Below are 24,257 nucleotides of genomic sequence, written 5' to 3'. Positions count from 1 at the left end.
CCTGCCATGGGCGGACAGCGTCCCGGTCGAACGGTGCGGGTGGCGATCGTCGGCGTCGGGAACTGTGCGGCGTCGCTGGTGCAGGGCGTCCACTACTACGCCGACGCCGACCCGGACAGCCGGGTGCCGGGTTTGATGCACGTCACCTTCGGCGACTACCACGTGCGGGACGTCAAGTTCGTCGCCGCGTTCGACGTGGACGCCAAGAAGGTCGGGCGGGATCTCTCCGAGGCCATCGTCGCCAGCGAGAACAACACCATCAAGATCGCCGAGGTGCCGCCGCTGGGCGTGACCGTGCAGCGCGGGCACACCTATGACGGCCTGGGCCGCTTCTACCGGGAGACCATCGAGGAGTCCGACGAGGCGCCGGTCGACGTGGTGCAGGCGCTCAAGGACGCCGAGGTCGACGTGCTGGTGTCCTACCTGCCGGTGGGCTCGGAACAGGCCGACAAGTTCTACGCGCAGTGCGCACTGGACGCCGGGGTGGCCTTCGTCAACGCGCTGCCGGTGTTCATCGCCTCCGACCCGGAGTGGGCGCAGAAGTTCACCGACGCGGGCGTGCCGATCGTCGGCGACGACATCAAGTCGCAGGTGGGCGCGACCATCACGCACCGGGTGCTGGCCAAGCTGTTCGAGGACCGGGGCGTGCACCTGGACCGCACGATGCAGCTCAACGTCGGCGGCAACATGGACTTTCTGAACATGAAGGAACTGGAGCGCCTGGAGTCGAAGAAGACCTCCAAGACCCAGGCGGTGACCTCCCAGGTGGACCGTGACCTGGGCAGGCGCAACGTGCACATCGGCCCGTCGGACCACGTGCCGTGGCTGGACGACCGCAAGTGGGCCTATGTGCGGTTGGAGGGCCGCGCCTTCGGCGACGTGCCGCTGAACCTGGAGTACAAGCTCGAGGTGTGGGACTCGCCGAACTCGGCGGGGATCATCATCGACGCGATCCGCGCCGCCAAGATCGCCAAGGACCGCGGCATCGGCGGCCCGATCCTGTCCGCCTCCTCCTACTTCATGAAGTCCCCGCCGGTCCAGTACTCCGACTCCGCCGCCTACCAGGCGGTCGAGGACTTCATCGCAGGCAAGGTCGACCGCTGAGGGTGGACCCGTTCCAGGCTCGTGCTGCGCAGCGGTGCCGAAGAGCGCAACCGCATCCGGCCAGCCCTCGGCAGCGGGTCCGTTCGGCAAGCAGGAGGGGCACCCGGTGTGGTCGCACGGGTGCCCCTCGTCGTGTTCGGGTCCGTCCCCAGACCCACGCGGTCACCTCCTTCCTCCGTACTGGAGCTGCTGCTCGGCCCGGGCGAGCACCGTGTGCACCGAGGCGTGGCCGTCGGTGGTCACCCAGGAGACCCGCAGACCGGGCCGAACGCTCCGCCGGCCCACCCGGACCGGCCATCCGGCGACCTCGCGGACCTGCACGGCGATCTCCTCGCCGGCGCCGCTCGGGTGCTCGGCCACCACGGCGAACTCGTCGCCGCCGTAGCGGGCCACGGTGTACTCGTCGCTGAGGCCCTCGCGCAGCCGGTCGGCCAGCGTGCGCAGCAGGTCGTCGCCGCGATCGAAGCCGAACTCGGCGTTGAACTCGACCAGCCGGTTGACGTCGACCAGCACCAGCGTGGTCAGCATGCCGCGGCTGCGGGCCCGCACCAGGGACTGCTCCAGCCGGTCCAGCAGCAGGACCCGACCGGGCAGGCCGGTCAGCGGGTCCAGCAGGCCGTGGCTGTGCGACACGTCGGTGTGCACCGACTGCAGCACCACCAGCACCCGGCTGCGGCCCTGCACCCGCACCGCGTGGTAGTCCGCCCAGATGCGGCTGAGCGGTTGGCCGCTGCGGGCGATCACCAGCGGGATGGACAGCGAGGACCCGGCGCGCAGCACCTGCCCCGCCAGCTCCGCCCAGTCGGGCATCGGGGCCCCCGTGTCGTCGCGCACCTGCCAGCCGGCCGGCCGGGCGCCGGTGAGCAGGTCGGTCCGGGACAGCTGCATGAGTTCGGCGGCGACGTCGTTGGTGGCCAGCACCTGACCGCGCTCGTCGGTGAGCAGCACGCCGATGTTGAGTCCGCTGATGAGTTCGTCCCACTCTGGCGCCAGCTGAGCCGGTTCGGTCACGTGCAGGACACTCATTCGGCCCCCTCCTCCCGCCAAACGGAGCAGTCCGTTTGAGCCTCCCCTCCGGGCCGGTCCGAATTCAAGAGCCCGGCGACCACCCGTAATGGTGGTATTCACGCAACGCACATCACGGTGCGTCAGGGCTTCACCGCGGATTCTCCCGGTCGTCACCTCAGCGAACGGTGCTTGAGAGATCGAGCAGGTGAAACCGGCCGGTGGCGCGGGTCGCACAACCCGCCACCGCGGCCCCGGCCGCGCCCGGGATCTCTACGCTGGCCGGGGGGAGTTTCGGGCGAGAGGACGGTGCATGCCGGTGCACGGAAACGCGATGAGCCGACCGCTCGGGGAGCGGCTGCGCGAACACCGGTCGCTGCTGGCGGTCATCGTGGTCGCGGAGCTGGTCGCGCTGATCATGGTGTCCACGATCAACCCGCACGACCACATCGACGGCGAGGTGTACCGGCTCGGCGCGCAGGCTCTGCTGGGTGGCCGGGACCTCTACAACAACCTGCCGGCCACCGAGTCGGGGCTGGCGCTGCCGTTCATCTACCCGCCGTTCGCGGCGATCCTGTTCGCGCCGCTGGCGCTGCTGCCGAAGCTCGGCTCGACCGTGGTGCTCACGGTGGTCAGCCACCTGTCGCTGCTGGTCACGCTGTACGTGGTGCTCAGCGCCTCGACGTTCCTGCAGGCGCACCGGGACAAGGTGCTGCTGGTGACCGCGGCGCTGCTGCCGCTGGCGACGATCACCGAACCGGTGATGGAGACCATCACCTACGCGCAGATCAACCTGGTGCTGATGGCGCTGGTGGCGGTGGACTGCCTGTGGCGGGTGCGCGGACCGCGGAAGCTGCCATACCCGCGCGGGTTGCTGATCGGGCTGGCCGCCGGCATCAAGCTCACCCCGTTGGTGTTCCTGCTGCTGCCGCTGCTGCGCCGGGACTTCCGCACGATCGCGACCGCGCTGCTGACCTTCCTGGGCACGATGCTGCTGGGCTTCCTGCTGACCTTCGACAACGCCCGGCGCTTCTGGCTGCAGGAGATCTTCGGCACGAGCAACGTGTCGTTCGGCCCGAAGTTCACCGGGGACGCCTCGACCTACGCGGGCAACCAGTCGCTGCGGTCGCTGCTGAGCAAGATGTCGGTGCCGAGCCTTGCGGTGCTGTTCACCGCGCTGGCCGCGGTGGTGCTGGTGCTGGCGGTGCTGGGCATGCGGCATGCGATCCGGCAGCAGGACCTGCCGCTGGCGGTGGTCATCAACGGGATCCTCGGTCTGCTGGTGTCGCCGATCTCCTGGTCGCACCACTGGGTGTGGGCGATCCCGGGGTTGGTGCTGCTCGCCGGCGGGGCATACGCGCGCCGTGAGTGGCCACTGCTGCTGGCGACCGCGATGGCCGCCGGGTTCTTCACCATGGGCCCGCACTGGAAGGTGCCGCAGGGCGGCGGCAAGGAACTGCACTGGAACGTCTTCGAGCACCTGATCGGCAACGCCTACGTCTACTTCGGACTGGCGTTCCTGCTCTACCACGCGGTCCTGTGGTGGCGTTCCCGCGCTGCCATCACCCGGCCCACCGCCGACGGCGACCCCACCCCGGAGGCCCCCGTCCCGGTCCCCTGAGCAACACAAACCGGGGCGGGGAGCTGGTCGGCTCCCCGCCCCGGTTGTCGTTGGCGGGTCAGCTGATCCGGTCGAACACCACGGTGTCCGCATCGGACAGGGTGCGCAACACGCCGTTGTTCGGGGTGACGCCCGGGGTCAGCAGCGTCTCGCCCTGCGCCGCCGTGATGTCCGGGACGCCGCCGAGTACCGGCAGCCCGCCGGTGCGGGCCACGCGGCTGCGCGGCTGGGCACCCTCCAGGGCGGCGGCGATCCGATTGACCTGCGGCACCGCAGTCTGTCCGCCCCGCAGCGCGTTCAGGTTTCCCAGCACCGGCAGCGGTGCGGACACACCGGGGGACTCGGTGCGCGGCGCGAACCGCTGGGTCTGCGACACCTCGATGATCGGCAGGCTGTTGAGGTCCGGGACCTCGTGCGCCTGCATCTGGTGTTCGCCCGGCACCTGCAGCGGCACGACGTCCGGGCGCGGCGCCGGGGGAGCGGCGAACGCGGACAGCGCGCTGACGACCACGTCGGTCGGCACGGTGTGCACCTCGTTGCGCAGACCGGGCAGTTCCGCCGAGGTGAGGTCGACCTGCTCGGCGGACACCAGGCCGCGGCCGCCGGTGAGCACGCCCTCCCAGAGGTCGACGATTCCGCCGGGGCGGTCGGCGAAGCCGTCGAAGTAGACCAGGTCGTCGTGCGGAATCACGAGATCCGCAGGGACATCCAGGACCGCACCCGTTCGAAACGCCCCCTCGTCGAGGGTGCCGGCACCTCCCTGGATCACCTCGCCGATGGGCCCGGCCCAGCTGAGCGAGCGGTGGAAGCCTTCCGCGGGGGTGACCGGGCGGCGGCCGTCGATGGGCGGCAGACCGGGCTCCAGCGGCCGGGCGGCGGCCGGGTCGGCGACCCAGCCGGCCAGGTGCAGTGGCTCGGTCGGGCGCAGCCAGTTCACCTCGCGCAGCGCGGGGAACTCGCGGGTCCGCTCGTTCTCGATGGCGGGCAGCAGGTCGTGCACCGGATCGAGGGTTCCGCGGAGCGCGGTCTGCGAGTGGTCGGCGCGCGAGGCCACCAGCGGGGCGTTGTGCTGCCGCTGGCCGGCGTCGTCACGCAGCAACTCACCGGCCAGGCACCGACCCGAGTGGGCCGCTTCGTCGCCGAGCTCATCGAGGGCGGGTGGCAACACCGACTCTCCCAACGGCGCGGTCGGACGCTCCGGGCAGGTCTCGCTGGCGGCTGCGACTCCGGTGCCGACGGCCAACATGCCACCAGTGACCAGCGCGGCCTGCACGCCACGCTTCGCCCAAGTCTGCATGGGATTTCTCCTTCACAAGACTTCCCCGGTCGGGGGAGAAAATCAACTGCGGGCGCCACACCGTCACCGGAATTTGATCACCGGGGTTCGCGACGGTGGGCCTTGCGAATGCTGGACAACGCTGTACTGGCTGGCGTTTCCCGAAGCGTGGCAGCGGGAAGCGCCGCCGCGACTAGTCGGGGGTGGTGCCGGGCTGCGGCTCGGGGACGCCGGTCAGGGCGTCCGCGGTGTCGTGCGTGGGAGCGCTACGCAACGCGGGCGCTGCGACCGGCGCGGCCGGGTGACAGCCGAGCGCGGTGGTGCCGTGCAGCGGACCGTCGGCGGCGCCGCCGCAGCCGGGTGCCCCGGTCGGTGCGGGCAGGTGGAACAGCGGCGGGACGCCGGGCAGTTCCGGCGCGGGTTCGGGCGTGTGCTGCTCCGGGGTGCTCTCGGACTGCTCCGCCGACCGCGTCGGTGCGCTGAGCTGTGGCACCGGCGGCGCGGGCCGCGCGTCAAGCACCGGGCTCTGCTGCGGAGGGGGCGCGTCTGGTGCCGCGGAGCTGCTCGCACCGGACAGCAACGGCTCCCCGAGTTCGCTCAGTCCACTGTCGACCGACTCGGACAGCGAGTTGGCCCCCGCGCTCGTGGTGGTGAGCGCGCCGTGCGCGACCTGGTGGATCTCCGCCGAGGAGTCGCGCAGCACGCCGGTCACCGGCTGGGCCGCGTCGAGCAGCCGCTGCGCGTCGGAGCGGACCAGGCCGAGCGGATCGAGGCCACCCAGCGAGAAGTTCGCCGGACCGGTCCGCGCGTCGGCGGGTTCCGGTGCCGCGGGTTGCTCGGCGCTGTCCGCCGCGGCGGGCCGCAAATCCGCGGCGTCCGCCGGGAGGCCGGTGCCGAGCAACCAGGCCGCGGAGGTTCCGGCGACCGTGGCCCCGACCACGACCAGGGCACGGGTGAGCAGCCGCCACGGTCGGGCGGCTTCCGTCCTGTCGTCGCCACGGGCCATCTCGGTGCCAGAACCTCCTCGGCTGGTGTGACTCCCCACTGGAGCTCCTCCTCGCCGAGGCGCACTCTCCCAAAACACCCGCCCGTTCCGTAAGCGCAGCGCGACAACATCGCTACATCGTGTTACTGGTGATCGTGGCCGGTCGCGCGGCGTGGTCGTTCCGCGCCCGGGCCCCCTTCTCGGCGCTACGGTGACAAGGTGACCGACATGAAGATCACCACGCGAGACGACGCCGCGTCCGCCATCCCGCGCGTGCTGCGTGTCTCGGCCGCGGTGAGCTGGCGGGTACTGGTCATCCTCGGCGCCCTGTACGTGCTCGGCGTGGTGATCGGGCGCATCTACGTCGTCGTGATCCCGGTGGCGATCGCGCTGCTGCTCTCGGCGCTGCTGGCCCCGGCCGTCTCGGCGCTGGCCCGCTGGGGCGTGCCGCGGGCGCTGGCGACCACGCTGGTGCTCATCGGCGGACTCGCGGTGGTCGGCGGAGTGCTCACCTTCGTCATCAACGCGTTCATCGAGGGCTTCCCGGACCTACAGCGGCAGGTGCTGGCCAGCCTCAACGCCCTCAAGGACTCGCTGGCACGGGGGCCGCTGCAGATCAACGACGCCCAGATCGAGCGCTACCTGCAGCAGGCGCAGGACTGGTTGCAGGCGAACCAGGCGGCGTTGACCAGCGGTGCACTGTCCACCGCGGGCACCTTCGGCAACTTCCTGACCGGCCTGGTGCTGGCGCTGTTCACGCTGATCTACTTCCTGTACGACGGCCGCCGGGTGTGGTTGTTCGTAATCCGGCTGGTGCCGCGGGCGAGCCGGCACCGGGTTGACGTGGCGGGCTGCCGAGGGTTCGCCTCGCTGGTCGGCTATGTGCGGGCGACCGCGCTGGTCGCGGTGGTCGACGCGCTGGGCATCGGACTGGGGCTGGTGATCCTCGGGGTGCCGCTGGCGATCCCGCTGGCCGCGCTGGTGTTCCTGGGCGGGTTCGTGCCGATCGTCGGCGCGGTCGCCTCGGGCGCGGTGGCGGTGCTGGTGGCGCTGGTGACCAAGGGCTGGGTCGTCGCGCTGATCGTGGTCGGCATCGTGCTGGCGGTGCAGCAGCTCGAGGGCAACGTGCTGCAGCCGCTGATCCTGGGCCGGGCGGTGCAGATCCACGCCCTGGGGGTGGTGCTGGCGATCAGCGTCGGCGTGGTGCTCTCCGGCATCGTCGGGGCCCTGCTGGCCGTTCCGCTGGTGGCGGTGCTGAACTCGGCGATCCGCTCGCTGGTGTCCGAGGAGGAAACACCGCCGGAGCCGACGGACCGCGAGGAGACACCGCCGGAACCGACGGACCAGAAGGAGACACCGCCGGACTCCCTGGACCAACCGGCCAAGGAACCCGACGAAACCCACTGACGCCCGATCGGGCCACGCCGAGCAGCAGGACATCTCGGCGGCAGCGTGCGGATGCCGCCTCCCGCGGCGGGCCTGGCACCACGTGTGCCCGCGGAGCGCGCCACTGCAGACGTTCCTGATCAGGACCGCCTGGTGATCACAAACACGCAGAGTGGTCGATCCGGCGGTCTCTGTCGACCCTGGGCGTACGGCAGGATGGTCCGCTGGGAGGGAGCGATAGTGGGCAGTCCGCAACCACCGTCGGAACAACCGCAGGTCGCCGACGGCCGCTCACCGCTGTGGCGGGGGCACAACGTGTTCCGCGTCGTGACGTTCCTGTACGCGTGCGCGTGGGTCGTGGTCCAGTTCCATGAGTACCAGCGCCCGTGGCTGGCGCTGGTGGTCATCACACTCATGGGGCTGTGGACGGTGTTCACGGTCTGGCGCTACTGGACGCGGGCCGGGCGTACCAACCGGATGGTGGCCATCGACGCCGTCGTGGTCACCGCGCTGTTCCTCAGCAACGAGTTCATCCTGACCGAGACCCAGATGCTCAACGACTACCCGTCGGTGGTCACGGTCTGGCACCCGACGATGATCACCGCGGCCGCCGCGCAGTGGGGCCTGTTCGGCGGGCTGTCCACGGGGATCATCGCCACCGCGTGCAACTACCTGATCCGTGGCCACTACGGCCCTTCCATGTCGCTGGACACGCTGCTGCTGGTGGGCACCGGACTGGTGCTCGGGCTGTCCTCCGACACCGCGCGCAAGTCCACCGAGCGGCTGGCCCGCGCGCTGCGCGCGGAAGCCGCGACGGCCGAGCGGGAGCGACTGGCGCGCTCCATTCACGACAGTGTGCTGCAGGTGCTGGCCCGGGTGCGCCGGCGCGGCGCGGAGCTGGGCGGCGAGGCGGCCGAGCTGGCGAAGCTGGCCGGTGAGCAGGAGATCGCGCTGCGCGCGCTGATCGCGACCACGCCGCAGGAGAGCACCGCCGACGGCGAGACGGACCTGGCCGCCCGGTTGCAGGTGCTGCGCAGCGGCCGGGTCCAGGTGTCGGTGCCGGGCAACCCGGTGCGGTTGCCCGAGCCGATGAGTTCGGACCTGTTCGCCGTGGTCCGCGAGGCGCTGGCGAACGTCGAGAAGCACGCCGGGCCGGACGCCAAGGCGTGGGTGCTGCTGGAGGAACTGCCGGACGAGGTGGTGCTGAGCATCCGGGACGACGGGCCCGGCATCCCGGACGGCAGGCTCGCGGAGGCCGCTGCCGAGGGACGGCTCGGCGTGGCCAAGTCCATCCGGGGACGCGTAGCGGGCCTGGGTGGCACGATCACGCTGGACACGGCTCCGGGGGAGGGAACCGAGTGGGAGGCCCGGGTACCCCGCCCCGGTGCGAACCCGGCCAGGCGCCGCAGAGGAGGAAAGCGATGAGCGAACCGCCCGTCACCGTGATGGTCGTCGACGACCACCCGATGTGGCGAGACGGGGTTGCCCGGGATCTGACGGAGCGCGGCTTCGAGGTGAAGGCCACCGCCGGTGACGCCGCGTCGGCGCTACGCATCGCCCGGACGGTCAAGCCCGACGTGGTGCTGATGGACCTGAACCTGGGTGACAGCTCGGGGGTCGCCGCGACGCTGCAGGTGACCCAGGAGATCCCCGGCACACGGGTGCTGGTGCTGTCGGCCAGCGGCGAGCACAACGACGTGCTGGAGGCGGTGAAGGCGGGCGCGTCGGGCTACCTGGTGAAGTCGGCGTCGGTGGAGGAACTGGTGGACGCGGTGCGGCGGACGGCCGCGGGAGACGCGGTGTTCACCCCGGGGCTGGCGGGCCTGGTGCTCGGCGAGTACCGGCGGATGGCGATCACGCCCGACCAGGAGTCGCAGGCGCCGTCGCTGACCGACCGGGAGACGGAGGTGCTGCGGCTGGTCGCCAAGGGCCTCACCGCGCGGCAGATCGCGAAGAAGCTGGTGATCTCGCACCGCACGGTGGAGAACCATGTCCAGTCGACGCTGCGCAAGCTCCAGCTGCACAACCGGGTGGAACTGGCCCGGTACGCCATCGAGCACGGCCTCGACCAGGAGGCCGAGCCCGACAGCGTCTGACCACCGGGGTCCGCGGTGGGCGACCGGGACCCCGGCGGGGGTCACTCCTTCAGCGCCCCGGCGACGTCGCGTGGCAGCGCCGGGCAAAGCGTGTAACACCCGGCGTTTTCCCAGTTCAGGACCTGCTTACCAGATCGGAGGCGGGTCCTTTTTTCGTTCGGTGAAGGCGATCTCGTGGCGAATTTTCCCGGTTCACCCGGACCGGGGACGAAATCCTTTTCCCGCGCCGAGTTCTCCCTGGTCGCGACGCTGACTACGAACCGTCACCTCCACCCTGCCGAACGGGGGTCGCGGGGGTGCGTGACGCAGCAGTGACGGCCCGGTGACGGGCCTCTGGCGTACTCGTCACCAGCGGCGCGAGAGCCGCAGTCGAAATTCCGTCAATGCGAACAGGAGCAAACCATGTTCGAGACCCACGAGTTCGCCGAACTGCTGCCCGAGCGCGAAGCCCTTGGTGGCTGCTGGTGGGACAAGTTCGGTGACGTCGACCAGGACATCGACATCGACCAGGATGTCGACGTCGACGTCGACAACGACTCCTTCGCCGGTGACGTGGACGTCACGGCCTTCAACAACGCGAACGTGGACCAGAACGCCCACTGACGGCCTGTCAGTAGCTGCTGAGTTCCCGGCCGCCCACCGCAGCTGCGCGTGGTGGGCGGCCGGGGTCCCATCCACCTGAGGAGAAGGACATGGAAGAACTCGAGCTGTCGACGCAGGCGGTGGAGCTGCTGCCCACGCGCGAGGCGCTCAGCGGGAACTTCGGTTTCGGCGACATCGTGGTCGTCAACCAGTTCAACATCATCGTGGCGGTCAACATCGGCGACGACATCCACCAGGACATCGACGCCAGCAACGTGGTTGACATTGATTTCTGATGCGCCGTCGTGCCGTCTGGCCGGGGGCGGACGGCGTCCGCTCCCGGCCAGAAGTCGGAGCCGGTCGGGCGGGCGCGTTGTCCACGCACTCGGCGGACCGCTGACCCGCGCGGGGGCGGCACCGCTCCTCCGCGCGGCTTGAGCCTGCCCGCGGGCCGGCTCACAGGAGGTTGTCATGTCAGAAGCTACCGACGTCGAGGCAGTGGGCTCGACGGACGAGACCGCGGTTCCGCGACTGGTCGACGGCGTGCGGCTGTGCGGCGAGTACGAGGGCGGGGGCTACGCGGAGCCGCGCTACCTCGTCTCCCGGGCCGACGGGCAGATGGTGCTCGTCTCACCGCTGCTGTACCAGGTGGCGAGCGAGATCGACGGGCAGCGGACGCTGCGCGAGGTGGCCGAGCGCGTCACCCTGGCCCAGGACAAGGAGGTATCCCCGACCGGGGTGGAGTACCTGGTCAACAAGAAGCTGCACCCCATGGGCGTGGCCACCCTGTCCGAACCGGTGCCGGACCCGCCGCGGGCGAGGCCGCTGCTGTCGCTGGCCCTGCACCGCGTGCTGCTGCCGGGGCCGGTCGTCCGGGCAATCGCGCCGATCTTCGCCCCGTTCTACCGGCCGACGGCGATCGCCATCATGATCTGCGCCTTCGTCGCCGTTGACGGGTGGCTGGTGTGGAACGGGGGGATCGACGCCGCGTTCCACCGCTCGGCCGGCGACCCGGTCCTGGTGCTGAGCCTGATGGCGCTGTGGGTGGGGTCGACGCTGTTCCACGAGTTCGGGCACGCCGCCGGCTGCCACTACGGTGGCGCGAGACCGGGTGCGATCGGGGTCGGCATCCTGATCCTCTACCCGTGCTTCTACACCAACGTCACCGACGCCTACCGGCTGGACCGGCGCGGGCGGCTGCGCACCGACCTGGGCGGGATCTACTTCAACGCGATCTTCATCGTGGCCACGGCCGGTGTCTACGCGGTGACGCACTACCCGCCGCTGCTCGTGTTCATGGTGCTCAACCACCTGCAGATGCTGCAGCAGCTGCTGCCGCTGCTGCGGTTGGACGGCTACTACATCCTCGGCGACCTGGTGGGCGTGCCCAACCTGTTCGCCTTCGTGCGGCCCGTTCTGCAGCGGATGAAGGGCAAGCGGGTGCCGCAGACCCACCAGCTGAACCCGCGGGTGCGGGCCATGGTGACCACCTGGGTACTGATCGTGGTCCCGGTGCTGATCATCGCGCTGGTGTCGCTGCTGATCCGGCTGCCGTACTACCTGGCGACCGGCACCGCGCAGGCGTGGCGGTACGGGGAGGTCGCGATGAACGCGGTCAGCCAGGGGCACGTCGCCGTCGTGCTGCTGGCGATCTTCTCCGTCGTGGTCCTGATGCTGCCGTGGCTGGGCGCGACCGCCTTCGCGATCCGCACCGGCCGGCGCGTCGCCAAGATGATCAACCGGCACCGCCGCCGCAGGGCCATCAGGCCACCGCGGGGCCGGCACCGGCGCCGGACCGAACGCCCGGGGTCGTTCCAGCCCTCCTGAACGCATCGGCGGCGCACTCCGGCCCCTGCCTTCCGGCGCGGGCCGGAGTGCGCTGTCGGCGGGGCGCGGATCGTCGTCGGACATCACCGTGCGTAGTGCCGTAACGGCCTCCGGTGACACCCTCGATAGGCACGGATGTGGGCCCTGGTCCCGCGCTGGACCAGGGTTTCTGGGGAGACAACCAGGCCGCGCGACCGCCCGGGGGAGGCGGTTCCCGGCCTGTCGAGGGGGAACCATGAGCAGTGCAACTGTTCGTCCGACGACCCGCCGACGGGTGCGCACGCCGGCCCAGCCCGACCAACCGCTCCGGCTGACCCTGCTCGGCGGCTGGGGCCTGCACGCCGACGGCAAGAGCGTGGCGATGTCCAGCAACGGTCAGCGGCTGCTCGCTTTCCTCGCCCTGCGCGGACGCACCCAGCGCGACTACGCCGCCGCCGTGCTGTGGCCGGACAGCGACGACCAGAGCGCCCTGGCGAACCTCCGCACCACGCTGTGGCGGGTACGCCAGCGGGTGCGGGGCGCGCTGATCAGCACGCAGCACGAGCTGGAGCTGGCGCCGCTGGTGTCGCTGGACGTCGACGGGCTGGTCGCCGCCGGGCGGTATCTGCTGAACCAGGAGTCGGCCGACTCCCCGGCGGACTGCGCGGAGATCGGCCGCGACCTGGCCCGGCACGCCCCGCTGCTGCCCGGCTGGTACGACGACTGGGTCATCACCGAGCGCGAGCGCCTCCAGCAGCTGCAGGTGCACGCGCTGGAGGTCGCCGCGGAGCGGCTGGTGCAGTCGCGGCACCTGGCGAGCGCGTTGGAGATCGCCCAGGCGGCGACGCAGGTGGAGCCGTTCCGCGAGACGGCGCACTGCGCGGTGGTGAAGGTGCTGCTCCAGCAGGCGAACCCGGCGCAGGCGGTGCGCCACTACCAGCGCTACGAGCGCCTGCTGCACCGGGAGCTGGGGATCGCACCGTCGCCGAACCTGCGCGACCTGGTCAGCCCCGTGCTGGCCCGCTCCCGGGCCTAGGCGTTTTCCGTCGCGGTCCCGGCCGGAATTCGCGGCTCGTGCGTGCGCCCTGCCATACCGCGTCGACTGCCGTTGACCAGGGGCTTCAGTCGCGACATTGCGTGCGCATGCGCGCTACCGCGGCGAATTCGGCGCGGCCGGGACTTTGGTAACGAATACCGAGGATCACGACCACAAGGGTTATCGCATACTTTCGCGGCTCCTAGCCTGGGACTGTTCGTCCTTCGTCATGGCTTCCTCGTTGGTGACCTTTCCCAGCGAATTTCCGGGGTGGCCAGGAACCAGAGGAGTAGCGCTGATGCGTACCACCACCCGCGGCTTGCTCGGTCTCGTGCTGGCGTTGCCGCTGCTGTTCGGGCCCACCTCGTTCGCCCTGGCCGGGTCGTCAGCCACGAGCCAGCTCCCGGCCGTCGCCGCACAGGTCGCCCCGCAGCAGGGGAGTCACAACCACCACCACTGCCACGGGCCTGACCAGGGTTACCTGTGCCACGAGCACGAGCACCAGCACACCCAGGAAGAACTGAACCAGCAGGAGCAACACCACCGACAGGAACACCACCACGCACACTAGCCACACCCGGGCCTGGTGACCGCCGCACAGTTTCGAGCGGCTTTGCTGCGTAGCGCTACCGGTTCAGCGCGGCGTCGGCTGCCGCGCGGGCGGCCGCCGGAGTCGCCGCGGCCAGAGCCTGCTCGGCGGCCCGGCGGAACGCCTCGATCGGGTGCTCCGCGAGGGCCGCGCCGACGGCCGGCACCGCCGCGGCGACCATGGACAGGCTGGTCACGCCGAGGCCCACGAGCACCCCGGCCAACAGGGGATCGGCCGCCGCCTCGCCACACACACCGACCGGCTTGCCGAGCTGGCGACCCGCGCGGCCGACCTCGGCGATCAGGCGCAGCAGCGCCGGCTGCCACGGGTCGTTGAGCTCGGCCAGCGCCCCGGCCATCCGGTCGGCGGCGAAGACGTACTGCGCGAGGTCGTTGGTGCCGATGCTGGCGAAGTCGACCGCGTCGAGGATCTCCGCCGCGGTCAGCGCCGCCGCCGGAACCTCGACCATCACCCCGGCGCGCGGCAGCCCCGCGGCCCGCACCCGCTCGGCGAACCAGGCGGCCTCGTCGGCGGTCGCGACCATCGGCGCCATCACCGACACCTCGGCACCGGAGTCGGCGGCCGCCCCGGCGATCGCCTCGAGCTGCCGGTCCAGCACGTCGGGCCGGTCGAAGGCCACCCGAACCCCGCGCACGCCGAGCGCCGGGTTCGGCTCCACGCCCATGTCCAGGAACGCCAGCGGCTTGTCCGCACCGGCGTCGAGGGTGCGCACGACGACGGATTTGCCCACGAAGGGCGCGAGCACCTCCTGGTAGGCCCGGCGCTGGGTGGTGACCGTCGGTTCGTCGTTGGCCCCGAGGTAGCAGAACTCGGTGCGGAACAGGCCGACGCCCTCAGCGCCGGCCGCCACGGCGGCGCGCGCGTCCGCGGCCGATCCGACGTTGGCGACAACCTTGACCTGGTGCCCGTCGGCGGTCGCGCCGACGCCGTTCCACTCGGCCGCCGCGACACGTTCGGCGGCGCGCACCGCCACCGGTTCGGCGGAGGTCTCGACCTCACCGCTGCTGCCGTCGACGGTCAGCCCGACCACGTCGGGCAGGGCGAGCACGCCGCGCACCGCGACGACCGCCGGGATGCCGAGCGACCGCGCCAGGATCGCGGTGTGGCTGGTGGGGCCGCCCTCCTCGGTGACCAGCGCGAGCACCATCGCCGGGTCGAGGTCGGCGGTGTCGGCGGGGGCCAGGTCGCGGGCCAGCAGGATGCTGGGCTGCTTCAGTTCGGGCACGCCGGGCGGGGTCACGCCGTGTAGTTCGGCGATGATCCGGTCCCGGATGTCCTGCACGTCGCGGGCCCGTTCGGCCATGTAGCCCCCGGCGGCGCGCAACGCGTCGGCGAAGCCGTTGGCCGCTTCGAACACGGCGCGCGGCGCGGGCAGGGAGCGGGTGGCGACGAGCTGCTCGGCCTGCGAGAGCAGCGCCGGGTCGAGCGCCATCGCGGCGGTGGTCTCCAGCACCGCCTTCGCGTCGCCCTCCACGCGGGCGGCGCGCTCGAAGAGCTGCTCGGCGACGGTTTCGGCGGCCGGCCGGATGCGGGCGGCCTCGACGGTGGGATCGGCCGGAGCGGGGGTTGCAGGCGGCTCGGGCAGCGGATCGGCGACCCGGGCGACCGGCCCCGAGGCACGGCCGGAGCTGACTCCGACACCAGTCAAGCGCGACATGGTCTAGACCATACCCTCCTCGTTCGGCCTCTGGGGCGATCGTAGGCAGGGGTACGCCGAACGGCCGGGCCGCCGCGACCAGCGTGGACACGCGCAGTGACAACAGTGGTTCTTACGTCCCTCGAATGTCGCAACCTCGCCCGTACCGATGAGTAACAACTGAGTAGCCGTACGGATCCCGTCGACCCCTCGCGACCACGAGGCTTTGGGCATGGCAATCAGCACGCAGATCACCGAACCGACACCCCGACTCGACTGGTTCGCCGAGCCTCTGGCCGCGATCGCAAGCCTGTTCGCCGCCCCGCTCCCGAACCCCGACGAGAACCGCCCCGAGGCGCGGCGCACCCCCGAGGCCAGCGCGGACAGACTGCCGCCGCCGACGGGGGAGCTGCCCCACCGGCCCCACCTCGCGCCGGGTGAGCCGGTCGACACCAGCCAGGCACGACCCGCGCAGGCCCCGGCCGCCTCGGCCGGGGCTGCCCCGTCCCCGGAGTGAGCGCACCGGACTGGTCCCCGAACCGATCCCGACACGGAAGGGCCCGTTCGCCGAACTGCCCCGGCGGACGGGCCATTCTGTGTCCGCGGCCACAGTGGATCTCCGTCGGGTGTCCACCGTTCGAGCTAAATTGACACGGTTTTTGGATCTTTTCCGGCACCCCAGACGTCAAACTGGACGCGTTGCTGCTCGCCGGTATCGCGCCACCGACGATCGCAACCACCTGGGGGCCGACCGTAAAGCCCCCCGTGCGGTCGGCCCCCAGCGTTGCCCGGGCCCGGCGCTTTCCGGGGCCCAGCGCCGCGGACTCCCGGTGCCGGGGCGCCCGTCGTGATCAGTCGCGGACCTTGCGCAGGCCCAACGCCTGCAACGCGCCGTCCACCGGTCCCGGCTTCCGCTCCGGCAGGAGGTGCGGGGCGTGCTCACCAACGGCGGCCAGCACGCTGCTCGCCGACGGGTTGACCGCCTGCCAGTCCCCGATCACCACCGTCGGCACCGTCTCGTTGCCGTCGGCGATGCTGCGCACGACCGCTGCCGCTTCCGGGTCCTGCCAGATGTCGATTTCGGTGAACTGCAGGCCCTGGCGCCGGAGCCCGGCGCGCAGCGAGGTGCAGAACGGGCAGCCCGGCCTGGTGTAGACGACGACTTCCTGCACTGCGGCGGTCATGTGATGCCTCCTGATCTGGCGGTTTCGGCCCGGGCTCGTGGGCGTTGGATGCCCACCGGGCCGCACTGACGTGCAACGCCGCGGGTGGCAGGATCATTCGCGCCACGCCCGAATCCGGTGCGGGTGCGCGGCCGGGCCGCACCCCTTGTGTCCTCTGTGGACTTCCCGATCGAACACCGACCAGCCGAAACCCGGCACGGACACCCAGATTCGCCTGAAGTTGGGCGCCCTGCCCCTGGGGGAAGCACTCGAGTTTGGCCACGGACCAGCGGCCTGTTGGCGGAGTGCACCGGGCCCGGACACGACCGAGGATCACAGTGGTCGCGTCGCGGCGACCACGCTGCCGTTCGATCCCGTAGTCCGGTGCGAAGGCCAGGAGGTGCACATGACCTCGAACCCCACCGATCTCGGCGCCCTGTTCGACGAGCACGTCGCTGACGAGTTCGTCGCGAAGGACGTCGCCGCCACCATGGCGACGATGACCGACCACCCCGTGGTCAACCACGTGCCCACCACGGCCGGGGGCGCCGGTCGCGACGCGGTGACCCGGTTCTACTCCGAGCACTTCATCGGCCAGTGGCCGGACGACGTCGCCATCCACCGCGTCTCCCGCACCTGTGACGGCGAGCGGGTGGTGGACGAGATGGTCATCAGCTTCACCCACGACCGGGTGATCGACGCGCTGCTGCCCGGCATCGCCCCGACCGGCCGCCGAGTGGAGATCCCCGTGGTGGCGGTGGTGGGCTGCGAGAACGGCAAGGTGGCCTACGAGCACATCTACTGGGACCAGGCGTCGCTGCTGGTGCAGGTTGGGCTGCTGGAGCGCGACGGGCTGCCGGTCACCGGTGCGGAACAGGTCCGCGCCCTGCTGGACGGCACCCCGCTCAACACCCTCCAGCCCTGACGCCGGTGGGGCCGCGAAGACCGCGACCCCACCGGGGCGTCGTGCGGCTCAGGCGACGACGTTGACCAGGCGGCCCGGCACCACGATCACCTTGCGCGGCTCCCGGCCGTCCAGCGTGGCCACGATCTTCTCGTCGGCCAGCGCCGCCGCGCGCACCGCGTCCTGGTCCGCCGAGGCCGGCACCACGACCCGGGACCGCACCTTGCCGTTGACCTGGATCGGGTACTCCACGGTGTCCTCGACCAGGTACTCCTCGTCGGCCACCGGGAACGGCCCGTGCGCCAGGCTCTCGTCGTGCCCCAGCCGGGACCACAGCTCCTCGGCCAGGTGCGGCGTCAGTGGCGCCACCATCAGCACCAGCGGCTCCACCACCGCGCGCGGCGTCCCCGCCGCGTTGGAGTACGCCTTGGTGATCCGGTTGTTGAACTCGATCAGCTTCGCCACCGCGGTGTTGAACCGCAGCTCCGCGTAGTCCTCCCGGACCCCGGCGATCGTCTTGTGCAGCGCCCGCAGCATCTCGACGTCCGGCTGCTCGTCGGTCACCCGCAGCTCACCGGTGTGCTCGTCGACGACGTTGCGCCACAACCGCTGCAGGAAGCGGTGCGACCCCACCACGTCCTTGGTCACCCACGGCCGCGACGCGTCCAGCGGGCCCATCGACATCTCGTACAGTCGCAGCGTGTCCACGCCGTAGGCGTCGGCCATCTCGTCCGGGGAGACGGAGTTCTTCAGGCTCTTACCCATCTTCCCGTACTCCCGCCGGACCTCCTGGCCCTGGTAGAGATACCGGACGCCGTGCTCGGTGTGTTCCTCGGTCACCTCGTCGGCCGGGACGTACACGCCGCGCGAGTCGGTGTAGGCGTATGCCTGGATGTAGCCCTGGTTGTACAGCCGCCGGTACGGCTCCTCCGACGACAGGTAGCCCAGGTCGTACAGCACCTTGTGCCAGAACCGGGAGTACAGCAGGTGCAGCACCGCGTGCTCCACGCCGCCGACGTACAGGTCCACCCCGCCCGGGTCGTTCGGACCGTGCAGCTCGGGCTTCTTGCCCATCCAGTACTGCTCGTTGACCGGGTCGACGAACCGCTCGTCGTTGTCCGGGTCGATGTAGCGCAGCTGGTACCAGCAGGACCCCGCCCACTGCGGCATCACGTTGGTGTCGCGCTGGTAGTGCTTCAGCCCGTCGCCCAGGTCCAGCTCGACGTTGGCCCACGCGGTGGCCTTGGCCAGCGGCGGCTCCGGCTCGCTGTCGGCGTCCTCCGGGTCGAAGGTCCGCGGCGAGTAGTCCTCCACCTCGGGCAGCTCGACCGGCAGCTGGTCCTCCGGCAGGGCCAGTGGCACGCCGTCCTCGTCGTAGACGATCGGAAACGGCTCGCCCCAGTAGCGCTGCCGGGCGAACAGCCAGTCGCGCAGCTTGTACTGCACGGTGCCGCGGCCGTGGCCATGCTCCTCCAGCCACGTGATGACGGCCTTCTTGGCGTCGTCCAGGTTCAGCCCGTTCAGGTCCAGGCCGGCCTGCGGGTTCGCCGAGTTGATCCGCGGCCCCTCACCGGTGTACGCGCCGCCCTCGAAGTCCTCCGGGGGCTGCACCGTGCGGACCACGGGCAGGCCGAAGACCTGCGCGAACTCAAAGTCGCGGGTGTCCTCGCCGGGCACCGCCATGATCGCGCCGGTGCCGTAGCCCATCAGCACGTAGTCGGCGATGAACACCGGGATGCGGGCGCCGTTGACCGGGTTGGTCGCCCAGGCGCCGGTGAAGACACCGGTCTTCTCCCGGTTCTCCTGGCGGTCCAGGTCGGACTTCATCGACGCGGCGCGGCGGTACTGCGCCACCGCCTCGGCCGGGGTCGTCGCACCCCCGGTCCAGCGTTCGTCGACGCCCTCCGGCCACGCCGTCGCGGTCAGCTCGTCGACCAACGGGTGCTCCGGAGCCAGGACCATGAAGGTGACGCCGAACAGGGTGTCCGGGCGGGTGGTGAAGATCTCGATCTGCCCGGCCGAGCCGTCCAGCGGGAACACCACGTTCGCGCCCTGCGAGCGGCCGATCCAGTTCCGCTGCATGGTCTTGACCTTCTCCGGCCAGTCCAGCCGGTCCAGGTCGTCGACCAGGCGGTCGGCGTACGCGGTGATCCGCATCATCCACTGCTTCAGGTTGCGGCGGAACACCGGGAAGTTGCCGCGCTCGGTCAGGCCCTCCGCGGTGACCTCCTCGTTGGCCACCACGGTGCCCAGGCCGGGCGCCCAGTTCACCGGCGCCTCCGACAGGTACGCCAGCCGGTACGAGTCGATGATCCTGCGCTGCTCGACCCGGGACAGCTCGGCCCACGGGCGGCCGTCCGGGGTGGGCCGGGCGCCGCTGGCGAACTGCTCCTCCAGCACGCTGATCGGCCGCGCGCGGCCGCGGCCGCCGTCGGCCTCGGTGTCGTACCAGGCGTTGAAGATCTGCAGGAAGATCCACTGCGTCCACCGGTAGAACTCGATGTCGGTGGTCGCGATCCGGCGGCGCTCGTCGTGGCCCAGACCCAGTCGGCGGATCTGGCGCAGGAAGCGCTCGATGTTGGCCTCGGTCGTGGTCCGCGGGTGCGTGCCGGTCTGTACCGCATACTGCTCGGCGGGCAGGCCGAACGAGTCGAAGCCCATGGTGTGCAGCACGTTGCGGCCCAGCATCCGGTGGTAGCGGGCGTAGACGTCGGTGCCGATGTAGCCCAGCGGGTGGCCGACGTGCAGCCCCGAACCCGACGGGTAGGGGAACATGTCCTGCACGAACAGCTTGTCCTCGGGCGCGTCGCCCTTGAGCGACCCGACCGGGTTGGGCGCGTGGAAGGTGCCGCGTTCCTCCCAGCGGCGCTGCCAACGCTGCTCGATCTTGGTCGCCGTCTCCGCGGTGTAGCGGAACGGCGGGACCTCCTCGGCAACCACCGTCGTCGAGCCGTCTGCCTGGCCACTCATCGCGTTGCGTCCTTCCCTACCAACTCCGGCGAGCGCTCGGGTGTGCGCCCCCAAGTGTGCCGCCTGCGAAAAACGGAAAACCCCCCAGCCCTACCGGGCATGAGGGGTCGCCGCGCTGCCGCCGGTTCAACGAGCGGTCAACGCGGCCTCGCAAGGAGCAGGTGCCTCGTGCTCACGAGTCCCAGGGTAACGCACCTCACCGCACGGCCAGGGTGATCACCTGCGTGGTCTGCTGCGGCGAGAAGTTGTCGTCGCTGACCAGCACCAGGCTGCGGCTGCCGTCCGGCAGCCGCGGGCCCCAGGTCAGGCCCTCCACGTTGTCGACGGTGCGCAGGCCCAGGTCGGCGAGGTCGACCAGCAGCTCCTTGCGCACCGGGCGCACGCCCGCGCCCTGCAGTGAGTCGACGTCCTGCACGTCCGTGGCGCCGCGCGGGTCGACCCGGTAGATCCGGATCGAGTTGCCGACGCCGGTGACGAAGGAGCGCTCCATCACCAGGTAGCGTCCGCCGCGGTCGGCGAGCAGCCCGGACACCCCGTTGTTAGCGAAGCCGCCGGTCGGCGACTCGGCGAACACCGGGTCCAGCGGGTAGGCGTACTGCGCGAGCACCCGACCGGAGCGGGACTGCACGGTGATCCGGGACAGCGCGCCGTGGTCGACGGTCGGCGACTCGCCGTCCTGCAGGAGCGGCCCCTCCATGGCGGTGACCACGCGGGTGCCGCCGTCGGCGAAGGTCAGGCCCTCCAGCGCCTCGTTGTGCTTCGGCCCGGCATCGGGAGCCATCCGCAGGTTCGCCGGCAGCGGCAGTTCGCCCGTGGCGGCGCCGTCGGTGTCGGCGCGGCGGATCGACGGGTCGATCAGCTGCGCGCCGCGCTGGCCCTCGCTGGTCCACCACAGGTCGCTGCTGAGCGGGTCCCACCGGACGTCCTCGGGGTCCACGGAACCCTCGGAATACGTCGTGCCGTCCGGCCGCAGCAGCGGACGGGTGCCGGTGAGCCGGACCTGTCCGCCGTCGATGCGCGCGGTGTAGCTCCGCGCGGGTTGGTGATCCGAGGGATCGTCGCTGATCAGCAGCCACTCCCCGGTGCGCGGGTGGTAGTCGATTCCGGACAGGCCGCCGACCGTGGTGCCGTCGAACTGCAGGGCGTGCGGCAGCGTGGTTTCGCCGACGAGGCGCACCTCGCCGGGCGTCGCCGCGGCCGGGGGCGCCGCACCGGCCAGCAGGGCGAGCGCCAGCAGGGCGCTCGGGACAGATGTGGTGACCATGTGGGACAGCACACCTGACCAGGGTGTCCGGCAGGTAGCACCCGGATGGAGGCTTAGTCTGGTCGGGTGTTCGCTGTTCAGGTGATCCTCTGCGCGGTCCTGGTCCTGGGTGGGGCGGCGCTGCTGCTCCTCGGTTTCCGCGGGTTGCGCGGTCAGCTGCCGCGCAACCGCTACGTCGGTGTCCGCACGCCCGCCGCCATGCGCAGCGACGACGCGTTCGAGCTCGCCAACCGCGTGGCGGGGCCGGCGATGCTGGCCGGGGGTGCGGTGGCCGTGCTGGCCGGGGTGTCGCTGCCGATGCTGGCGGCCGCGTTCAGCGTGGTGATGGTTGCGGTGATCGGCCTGGTCGGTGCCTTCGCCCTGATGACCGTAGGCGGCGTGATGGGCAACCGCGCGGCCGAGGCGCTGCCGGCGCCGGCGCCGACCGGCGGCTGCGCCGGGTGCGCGGGCGGGTGCTGCGGCGGGCTCCAGCAGGACTGACCACCCGGTTGTCCACAGCCCTGTGGACAACTCCGATTTCTGTGGATAACTCCGCACCGTTCTGCGGTGCGGAGTGCGAACACGTTTCGCCCGGTGACCGGGGCGGAGCCTCGGAACCCGACAGGTCGGGATGGTCAGTTGAGCTTGACGTCGCCGGGGTGGGTTGCCAGGAAGGCGAGGGGCGGTCCCTGGCGGCGCAGGACCCGGCCCCACAGCTCCGTACCCGGATCGGCGATCACGTCGTCCGGCAGCGCCGGGACCACGATCCAGTCGCCGCGGTCGATCTCGCCCGCCAGCTGACCGGCCTCCCAGCCGGCGTAGCCGGCGAAGAACCGCAGGCCACGCGCCCGGGGCACCAGGTCCGCCGGATCGCCGTCGAGGTCGACCAGGCCGACCGGGCCGCGGACGCCGACCATCCCGGCGATCGAGGTGACGTCCTCACCGGCGCGCAGGGTGGCCAGGCAGATCGCCGTGCGCTGCTCCACCGGTCCGCCGACGAACAGCGCCTGCGGGTGGCTCGCGTGCTGCCCCCATTTCGGCAACACGTCGTGCACCGCCACCTCGCTCGGCCGGTTCAGCACGACGCCCAGCGTCCCCTCGGCCCGGTGGTGGATGACGTACACGACCGTCCGCCGGAAGTTCCGGTCCAGCAGCTGTGGGGCGGCGACGAGCAGCGTCCCCGGTTCCACGTCCGCGTCTGATCCCACCATCGCATGATCTCACTGGTTGCCCGCTCACGGACCCACCGCGACCCAACGAGTGCGCAAACCATGCTGTCGCGGATGTCACTGGTTGATCAACAACCGGTACAACCCGCCAATAGCAAGACGCACTATTAATAAGACGCGCGTCAGCCCGCGTTCGGGACCTCGATGCCCTCCTCGCGCGCCCAGCGGAACAGTTCGGCCACCGCCTCGTCGTGCGACAGCGGACCGCGGTCCAGGCGCAACTCCTTCAGGTGCTTCCACGCCCGGCCGACCACCGGCCCCGGGTCCACGCCGAGCAGCCGCATGATCTCGTTGCCGTCCAGGTCCGGCCGGACCTTCGCCAGGTCCTCCTCGGCGGCGATCCGCGCGATCCGCTCCTCCAGGTCGTCGTAGGCGCGCTGCAGGGCAGCGGCCTTGCGCCGGTTGCGCGTGGTGCAGTCGGCCCGCACCAGCTTGTGCAACCGCGGCAGCAGGTGGCCCGCGTCGTTGACGTAGCGGCGGACCGCCGAGTCGGTCCACTGCCCGTCGCTGTAGCCGTGGAACCGCAGGTGCAGGAACACGAGGTCGGCCACGTCGTTGATGACGTCCTTCGGGTACCGCAGCGCGCGCAGCCGCTTGCGCGCCATCTTCGCCCCGACCACCTCGTGGTGGTGGAAGCTCACCCCGCCGCCCGCCTCGAACCGCCGGGTCGCGGGCTTGCCGATGTCGTGCAGCAGCGCGGCCAGCCGCAGCACCAGGTCCGGCTCAGCCTCCGGGTCGGCCGCCCGTTCCAGGTCGATCGCCTGGTCCAGCACGGTCAGCGAGTGCCGGTAGACATCCTTGTGCTGGTGGTGCTCGTCGATCTCCAGCTTCATCGCCGGCACCTCGGGCAGCACGTGATCAGCCAGCCCGGTGTCCACCAGCAGCTCGATGCCGCGCCGCGGGAACTCACCGCACAGCAGCTTCGACAGCTCCTGCTGCACCCGCTCCGGGGTGATCCGGGTGATCTCGATGGCCATCTCGGACATGGCCCGCACCACGCGGTCGCTGGCGGTGAAGCCCAGCTGGGCCACGAACCGCGCGGCGCGCAGCATCCGCAGCGGGTCGTCGGCGAAGGAGTCCTCCGGGGCCGCCGGGGTGTCCAGCCGCCGCTGCACCAGGTCGGCCATCCCGTCGTGCAGGTCGATGAACCGGCGGCCCGGCAGCTCGATGGCCATCGCGTTCACGGTGAAGTCGCGGCGCACCAGGTCGCCGTCGATGGTGTCGCCGAAGGCCACCTCGGGATTGCGGCTGACCCGGTCGTAGGTGTCCGCACGGAAGGTGGTGATCTCCACCGTCGTGCCCCGCCGGTAGGCGCCCAGCGTGCCGAACTGGATGCCGGTGTCCCAGATCGTCTCCGCCCACCCGGTCAGCAGCTCGCGGACCTGCTCGGGCCGGGCGTCGGTGGTGAAGTCAAGGTCGGTGCCCAACCGCCCCAGCAGCGCGTCGCGCACGCTGCCGCCCACCAGGTACAGCCGGTGACCTGCGGCGACGAACCGCTCGGCGAGTTCCTCCGCGACCGGGGCGACCCGCACCAGCTCCACGACGGCGTTGCGCTGCACCTGGCGCTCCCGGCTCTGGAGGTCGGCGGACGTGGCGGAGTCGTGG

General features: G+C 71.2%; 22 protein-coding genes. 13 read left to right on the top strand and 9 right to left on the bottom strand.

Annotation, left to right across the window (positions count from 1 at the left end; translation table 11 throughout):
- The first annotated feature begins 6 nt into the window (after positions 1 to 6).
- The gene (locus IEY17_RS10185) at positions 7 to 1,104 is read left to right on the top strand and encodes an inositol-3-phosphate synthase (protein ID WP_188987126.1); all 1,098 of its coding nucleotides are present in this window, start codon (positions 7 to 9) and stop codon (positions 1,102 to 1,104) included.
- Between the two features lie 162 nt (positions 1,105 to 1,266).
- Here the strand turns inward: IEY17_RS10185 and IEY17_RS10180 are convergent, their stop codons facing one another.
- Complete coding sequence (locus IEY17_RS10180; protein ID WP_188987064.1) at positions 1,267 to 2,130, bottom strand: sensor domain-containing diguanylate cyclase; 864 nt, start codon at positions 2,128 to 2,130, stop codon at positions 1,267 to 1,269.
- Between the two features lie 292 nt (positions 2,131 to 2,422).
- On the opposite strand from IEY17_RS10180, the gene IEY17_RS10175 reads away from it, so the two are divergent.
- Complete coding sequence (locus IEY17_RS10175; protein WP_188987063.1) at positions 2,423 to 3,730, top strand: glycosyltransferase 87 family protein; 1,308 nt, start codon at positions 2,423 to 2,425, stop codon at positions 3,728 to 3,730.
- Positions 3,731 to 3,788: 58 nt separating this feature from the next.
- On the opposite strand, the gene IEY17_RS10170 is transcribed toward IEY17_RS10175, so the two are convergent.
- Both IEY17_RS10170 and IEY17_RS10165 read right to left on the bottom strand, forming a co-directional pair.
- A complete protein-coding gene (locus tag IEY17_RS10170; RefSeq protein WP_188987062.1) occupies positions 3,789 to 5,027 on the bottom strand; it encodes a hypothetical protein in 1,239 nt (412 codons plus the stop codon).
- Positions 5,028 to 5,199: 172 nt separating this feature from the next.
- Positions 5,200 to 6,012, bottom strand: a complete 813-nt coding sequence (locus tag IEY17_RS10165; protein WP_188987061.1) for a hypothetical protein — start codon at positions 6,010 to 6,012, stop codon at positions 5,200 to 5,202.
- A 198-nt stretch (positions 6,013 to 6,210) separates the two neighbouring features.
- Between IEY17_RS10165 and IEY17_RS10160 the strand changes: the two genes are divergently transcribed.
- From IEY17_RS10160 to IEY17_RS10125, 8 genes are all read left to right on the top strand, one after another.
- A complete protein-coding gene (locus tag IEY17_RS10160) occupies positions 6,211 to 7,398 on the top strand; it encodes an AI-2E family transporter (RefSeq protein WP_188987060.1) in 1,188 nt (395 codons plus the stop codon).
- A 219-nt stretch (positions 7,399 to 7,617) separates the two neighbouring features.
- Positions 7,618 to 8,802 (top strand): MacS family sensor histidine kinase, encoded by a 1,185-nt coding sequence (macS, locus tag IEY17_RS10155; protein ID WP_229679995.1) that lies wholly within the window; start codon positions 7,618 to 7,620, stop codon positions 8,800 to 8,802.
- Positions 8,799 to 9,473 carry a response regulator gene (locus IEY17_RS10150; protein ID WP_188987058.1) on the top strand — a complete coding sequence of 225 codons (675 nt, stop codon included), beginning with the start codon at positions 8,799 to 8,801 and terminating at the stop codon, positions 9,471 to 9,473. The genes macS and IEY17_RS10150 overlap by 4 nt, the downstream gene beginning before the upstream one ends.
- A 402-nt stretch (positions 9,474 to 9,875) precedes the next feature.
- Positions 9,876 to 10,076: a hypothetical protein gene (locus tag IEY17_RS10145; protein ID WP_188987057.1), complete on the top strand. Its 201-nt coding sequence runs from the start codon at positions 9,876 to 9,878 to the stop codon at positions 10,074 to 10,076.
- 89 nt (positions 10,077 to 10,165) lie between these two features.
- Positions 10,166 to 10,351: a hypothetical protein gene (locus IEY17_RS10140; protein ID WP_188987056.1), complete on the top strand. Its 186-nt coding sequence runs from the start codon at positions 10,166 to 10,168 to the stop codon at positions 10,349 to 10,351.
- A 175-nt stretch (positions 10,352 to 10,526) separates the two neighbouring features.
- The gene (locus IEY17_RS10135; RefSeq protein ID WP_188987055.1) at positions 10,527 to 11,882 is read left to right on the top strand and encodes a hypothetical protein; all 1,356 of its coding nucleotides are present in this window, start codon (positions 10,527 to 10,529) and stop codon (positions 11,880 to 11,882) included.
- Between the two features lie 235 nt (positions 11,883 to 12,117).
- The gene (locus IEY17_RS10130) at positions 12,118 to 12,897 is read left to right on the top strand and encodes an AfsR/SARP family transcriptional regulator (RefSeq protein WP_188987054.1); all 780 of its coding nucleotides are present in this window, start codon (positions 12,118 to 12,120) and stop codon (positions 12,895 to 12,897) included.
- Between the two features lie 298 nt (positions 12,898 to 13,195).
- A complete protein-coding gene (locus IEY17_RS10125) occupies positions 13,196 to 13,468 on the top strand; it encodes a hypothetical protein (RefSeq protein ID WP_188987053.1) in 273 nt (90 codons plus the stop codon).
- Positions 13,469 to 13,523: 55 nt separating this feature from the next.
- Here IEY17_RS10125 and ptsP read toward each other — a convergent pair whose 3' ends face one another.
- Positions 13,524 to 15,164, bottom strand: a complete 1,641-nt coding sequence (gene ptsP, locus IEY17_RS10120) for a phosphoenolpyruvate--protein phosphotransferase (RefSeq protein WP_188987052.1) — start codon at positions 15,162 to 15,164, stop codon at positions 13,524 to 13,526.
- Positions 15,165 to 15,375: 211 nt separating this feature from the next.
- Between ptsP and IEY17_RS10115 the strand changes: the two genes are divergently transcribed.
- Positions 15,376 to 15,660, top strand: coding sequence for a hypothetical protein (locus IEY17_RS10115; protein WP_188987051.1), 285 nt, complete (start codon positions 15,376 to 15,378; stop codon positions 15,658 to 15,660).
- Between the two features lie 334 nt (positions 15,661 to 15,994).
- Here IEY17_RS10115 and IEY17_RS10110 read toward each other — a convergent pair whose 3' ends face one another.
- Positions 15,995 to 16,327 (bottom strand): glutaredoxin family protein, encoded by a 333-nt coding sequence (locus tag IEY17_RS10110; RefSeq protein WP_188987050.1) that lies wholly within the window; start codon positions 16,325 to 16,327, stop codon positions 15,995 to 15,997.
- Positions 16,328 to 16,712: 385 nt separating this feature from the next.
- On the opposite strand from IEY17_RS10110, the gene IEY17_RS10105 reads away from it, so the two are divergent.
- Entirely contained in the window at positions 16,713 to 17,231 is a 519-nt protein-coding gene (locus IEY17_RS10105) for an ester cyclase (RefSeq protein ID WP_188987049.1), read from the top strand.
- A 48-nt stretch (positions 17,232 to 17,279) separates the two neighbouring features.
- On the opposite strand, the gene leuS is transcribed toward IEY17_RS10105, so the two are convergent.
- Both leuS and IEY17_RS10095 read right to left on the bottom strand, forming a co-directional pair.
- Positions 17,280 to 20,180, bottom strand: coding sequence for a leucine--tRNA ligase (gene leuS, locus IEY17_RS10100; RefSeq protein ID WP_188987048.1), 2,901 nt, complete (start codon positions 20,178 to 20,180; stop codon positions 17,280 to 17,282).
- A 196-nt stretch (positions 20,181 to 20,376) separates the two neighbouring features.
- Positions 20,377 to 21,444 carry an esterase-like activity of phytase family protein gene (locus tag IEY17_RS10095; protein WP_188987047.1) on the bottom strand — a complete coding sequence of 356 codons (1,068 nt, stop codon included), beginning with the start codon at positions 21,442 to 21,444 and terminating at the stop codon, positions 20,377 to 20,379.
- A 66-nt stretch (positions 21,445 to 21,510) separates the two neighbouring features.
- On the opposite strand from IEY17_RS10095, the gene IEY17_RS10090 reads away from it, so the two are divergent.
- Positions 21,511 to 21,924: an SdpI family protein gene (locus IEY17_RS10090; RefSeq protein ID WP_188987046.1), complete on the top strand. Its 414-nt coding sequence runs from the start codon at positions 21,511 to 21,513 to the stop codon at positions 21,922 to 21,924.
- A gap of 134 nt (positions 21,925 to 22,058) precedes the next feature.
- Here the strand turns inward: IEY17_RS10090 and IEY17_RS10085 are convergent, their stop codons facing one another.
- Together IEY17_RS10085 and IEY17_RS10080 are read right to left on the bottom strand one after the other, a co-directional pair.
- Positions 22,059 to 22,634, bottom strand: a complete 576-nt coding sequence (locus IEY17_RS10085) for a YqgE/AlgH family protein (protein ID WP_188987045.1) — start codon at positions 22,632 to 22,634, stop codon at positions 22,059 to 22,061.
- Positions 22,635 to 22,774: 140 nt separating this feature from the next.
- The gene (locus IEY17_RS10080; protein ID WP_373289866.1) at positions 22,775 to 24,211 is read right to left on the bottom strand and encodes a CCA tRNA nucleotidyltransferase; all 1,437 of its coding nucleotides are present in this window, start codon (positions 24,209 to 24,211) and stop codon (positions 22,775 to 22,777) included.
- Positions 24,212 to 24,257 lie beyond the last annotated feature (46 nt).

It is taken from the genome of Saccharopolyspora thermophila (genome assembly GCF_014646075.1).
In the GTDB taxonomy this organism is placed as follows: Bacteria; Actinomycetota; Actinomycetes; order Mycobacteriales; family Pseudonocardiaceae; genus Saccharopolyspora; species Saccharopolyspora thermophila.
The sequence above is the reverse complement of the archived record's forward strand: the minus strand, read 5'-3'. Positions and strand labels throughout refer to the sequence as shown.

Excerpts from the sequence above, each read along its gene's own strand:
- IEY17_RS10185 (WP_188987126.1), top strand. The coding sequence starts at position 7 with ATGGGCGGACAGCGTCCCGGTCGAACGGTGCGGGTGGCGATCGTCGGC.
- IEY17_RS10180 (WP_188987064.1), bottom strand. The coding sequence starts at position 2,130 with ATGAGTGTCCTGCACGTGACCGAACCGGCTCAGCTGGCGCCAGAGTGG.
- IEY17_RS10175 (WP_188987063.1), top strand. The coding sequence starts at position 2,423 with ATGCCGGTGCACGGAAACGCGATGAGCCGACCGCTCGGGGAGCGGCTG.
- IEY17_RS10170 (WP_188987062.1), bottom strand. The coding sequence starts at position 5,027 with ATGCAGACTTGGGCGAAGCGTGGCGTGCAGGCCGCGCTGGTCACTGGT.
- IEY17_RS10165 (WP_188987061.1), bottom strand. The coding sequence starts at position 6,012 with ATGGCCCGTGGCGACGACAGGACGGAAGCCGCCCGACCGTGGCGGCTG.
- IEY17_RS10150 (WP_188987058.1), top strand. The coding sequence starts at position 8,799 with ATGAGCGAACCGCCCGTCACCGTGATGGTCGTCGACGACCACCCGATG.
- IEY17_RS10145 (WP_188987057.1), top strand. The coding sequence starts at position 9,876 with ATGTTCGAGACCCACGAGTTCGCCGAACTGCTGCCCGAGCGCGAAGCC.
- IEY17_RS10140 (WP_188987056.1), top strand. The coding sequence starts at position 10,166 with ATGGAAGAACTCGAGCTGTCGACGCAGGCGGTGGAGCTGCTGCCCACG.
- IEY17_RS10135 (WP_188987055.1), top strand. The coding sequence starts at position 10,527 with ATGTCAGAAGCTACCGACGTCGAGGCAGTGGGCTCGACGGACGAGACC.
- IEY17_RS10130 (WP_188987054.1), top strand. The coding sequence starts at position 12,118 with ATGAGCAGTGCAACTGTTCGTCCGACGACCCGCCGACGGGTGCGCACG.
- IEY17_RS10125 (WP_188987053.1), top strand. The coding sequence starts at position 13,196 with ATGCGTACCACCACCCGCGGCTTGCTCGGTCTCGTGCTGGCGTTGCCG.
- ptsP (WP_188987052.1), bottom strand. The coding sequence starts at position 15,164 with ATGTCGCGCTTGACTGGTGTCGGAGTCAGCTCCGGCCGTGCCTCGGGG.
- IEY17_RS10115 (WP_188987051.1), top strand. The coding sequence starts at position 15,376 with ATGGCAATCAGCACGCAGATCACCGAACCGACACCCCGACTCGACTGG.
- IEY17_RS10110 (WP_188987050.1), bottom strand. The coding sequence starts at position 16,327 with ATGACCGCCGCAGTGCAGGAAGTCGTCGTCTACACCAGGCCGGGCTGC.
- IEY17_RS10105 (WP_188987049.1), top strand. The coding sequence starts at position 16,713 with ATGACCTCGAACCCCACCGATCTCGGCGCCCTGTTCGACGAGCACGTC.
- leuS (WP_188987048.1), bottom strand. The coding sequence starts at position 20,180 with ATGAGTGGCCAGGCAGACGGCTCGACGACGGTGGTTGCCGAGGAGGTC.
- IEY17_RS10095 (WP_188987047.1), bottom strand. The coding sequence starts at position 21,444 with ATGGTCACCACATCTGTCCCGAGCGCCCTGCTGGCGCTCGCCCTGCTG.
- IEY17_RS10085 (WP_188987045.1), bottom strand. The coding sequence starts at position 22,634 with ATGGTGGGATCAGACGCGGACGTGGAACCGGGGACGCTGCTCGTCGCC.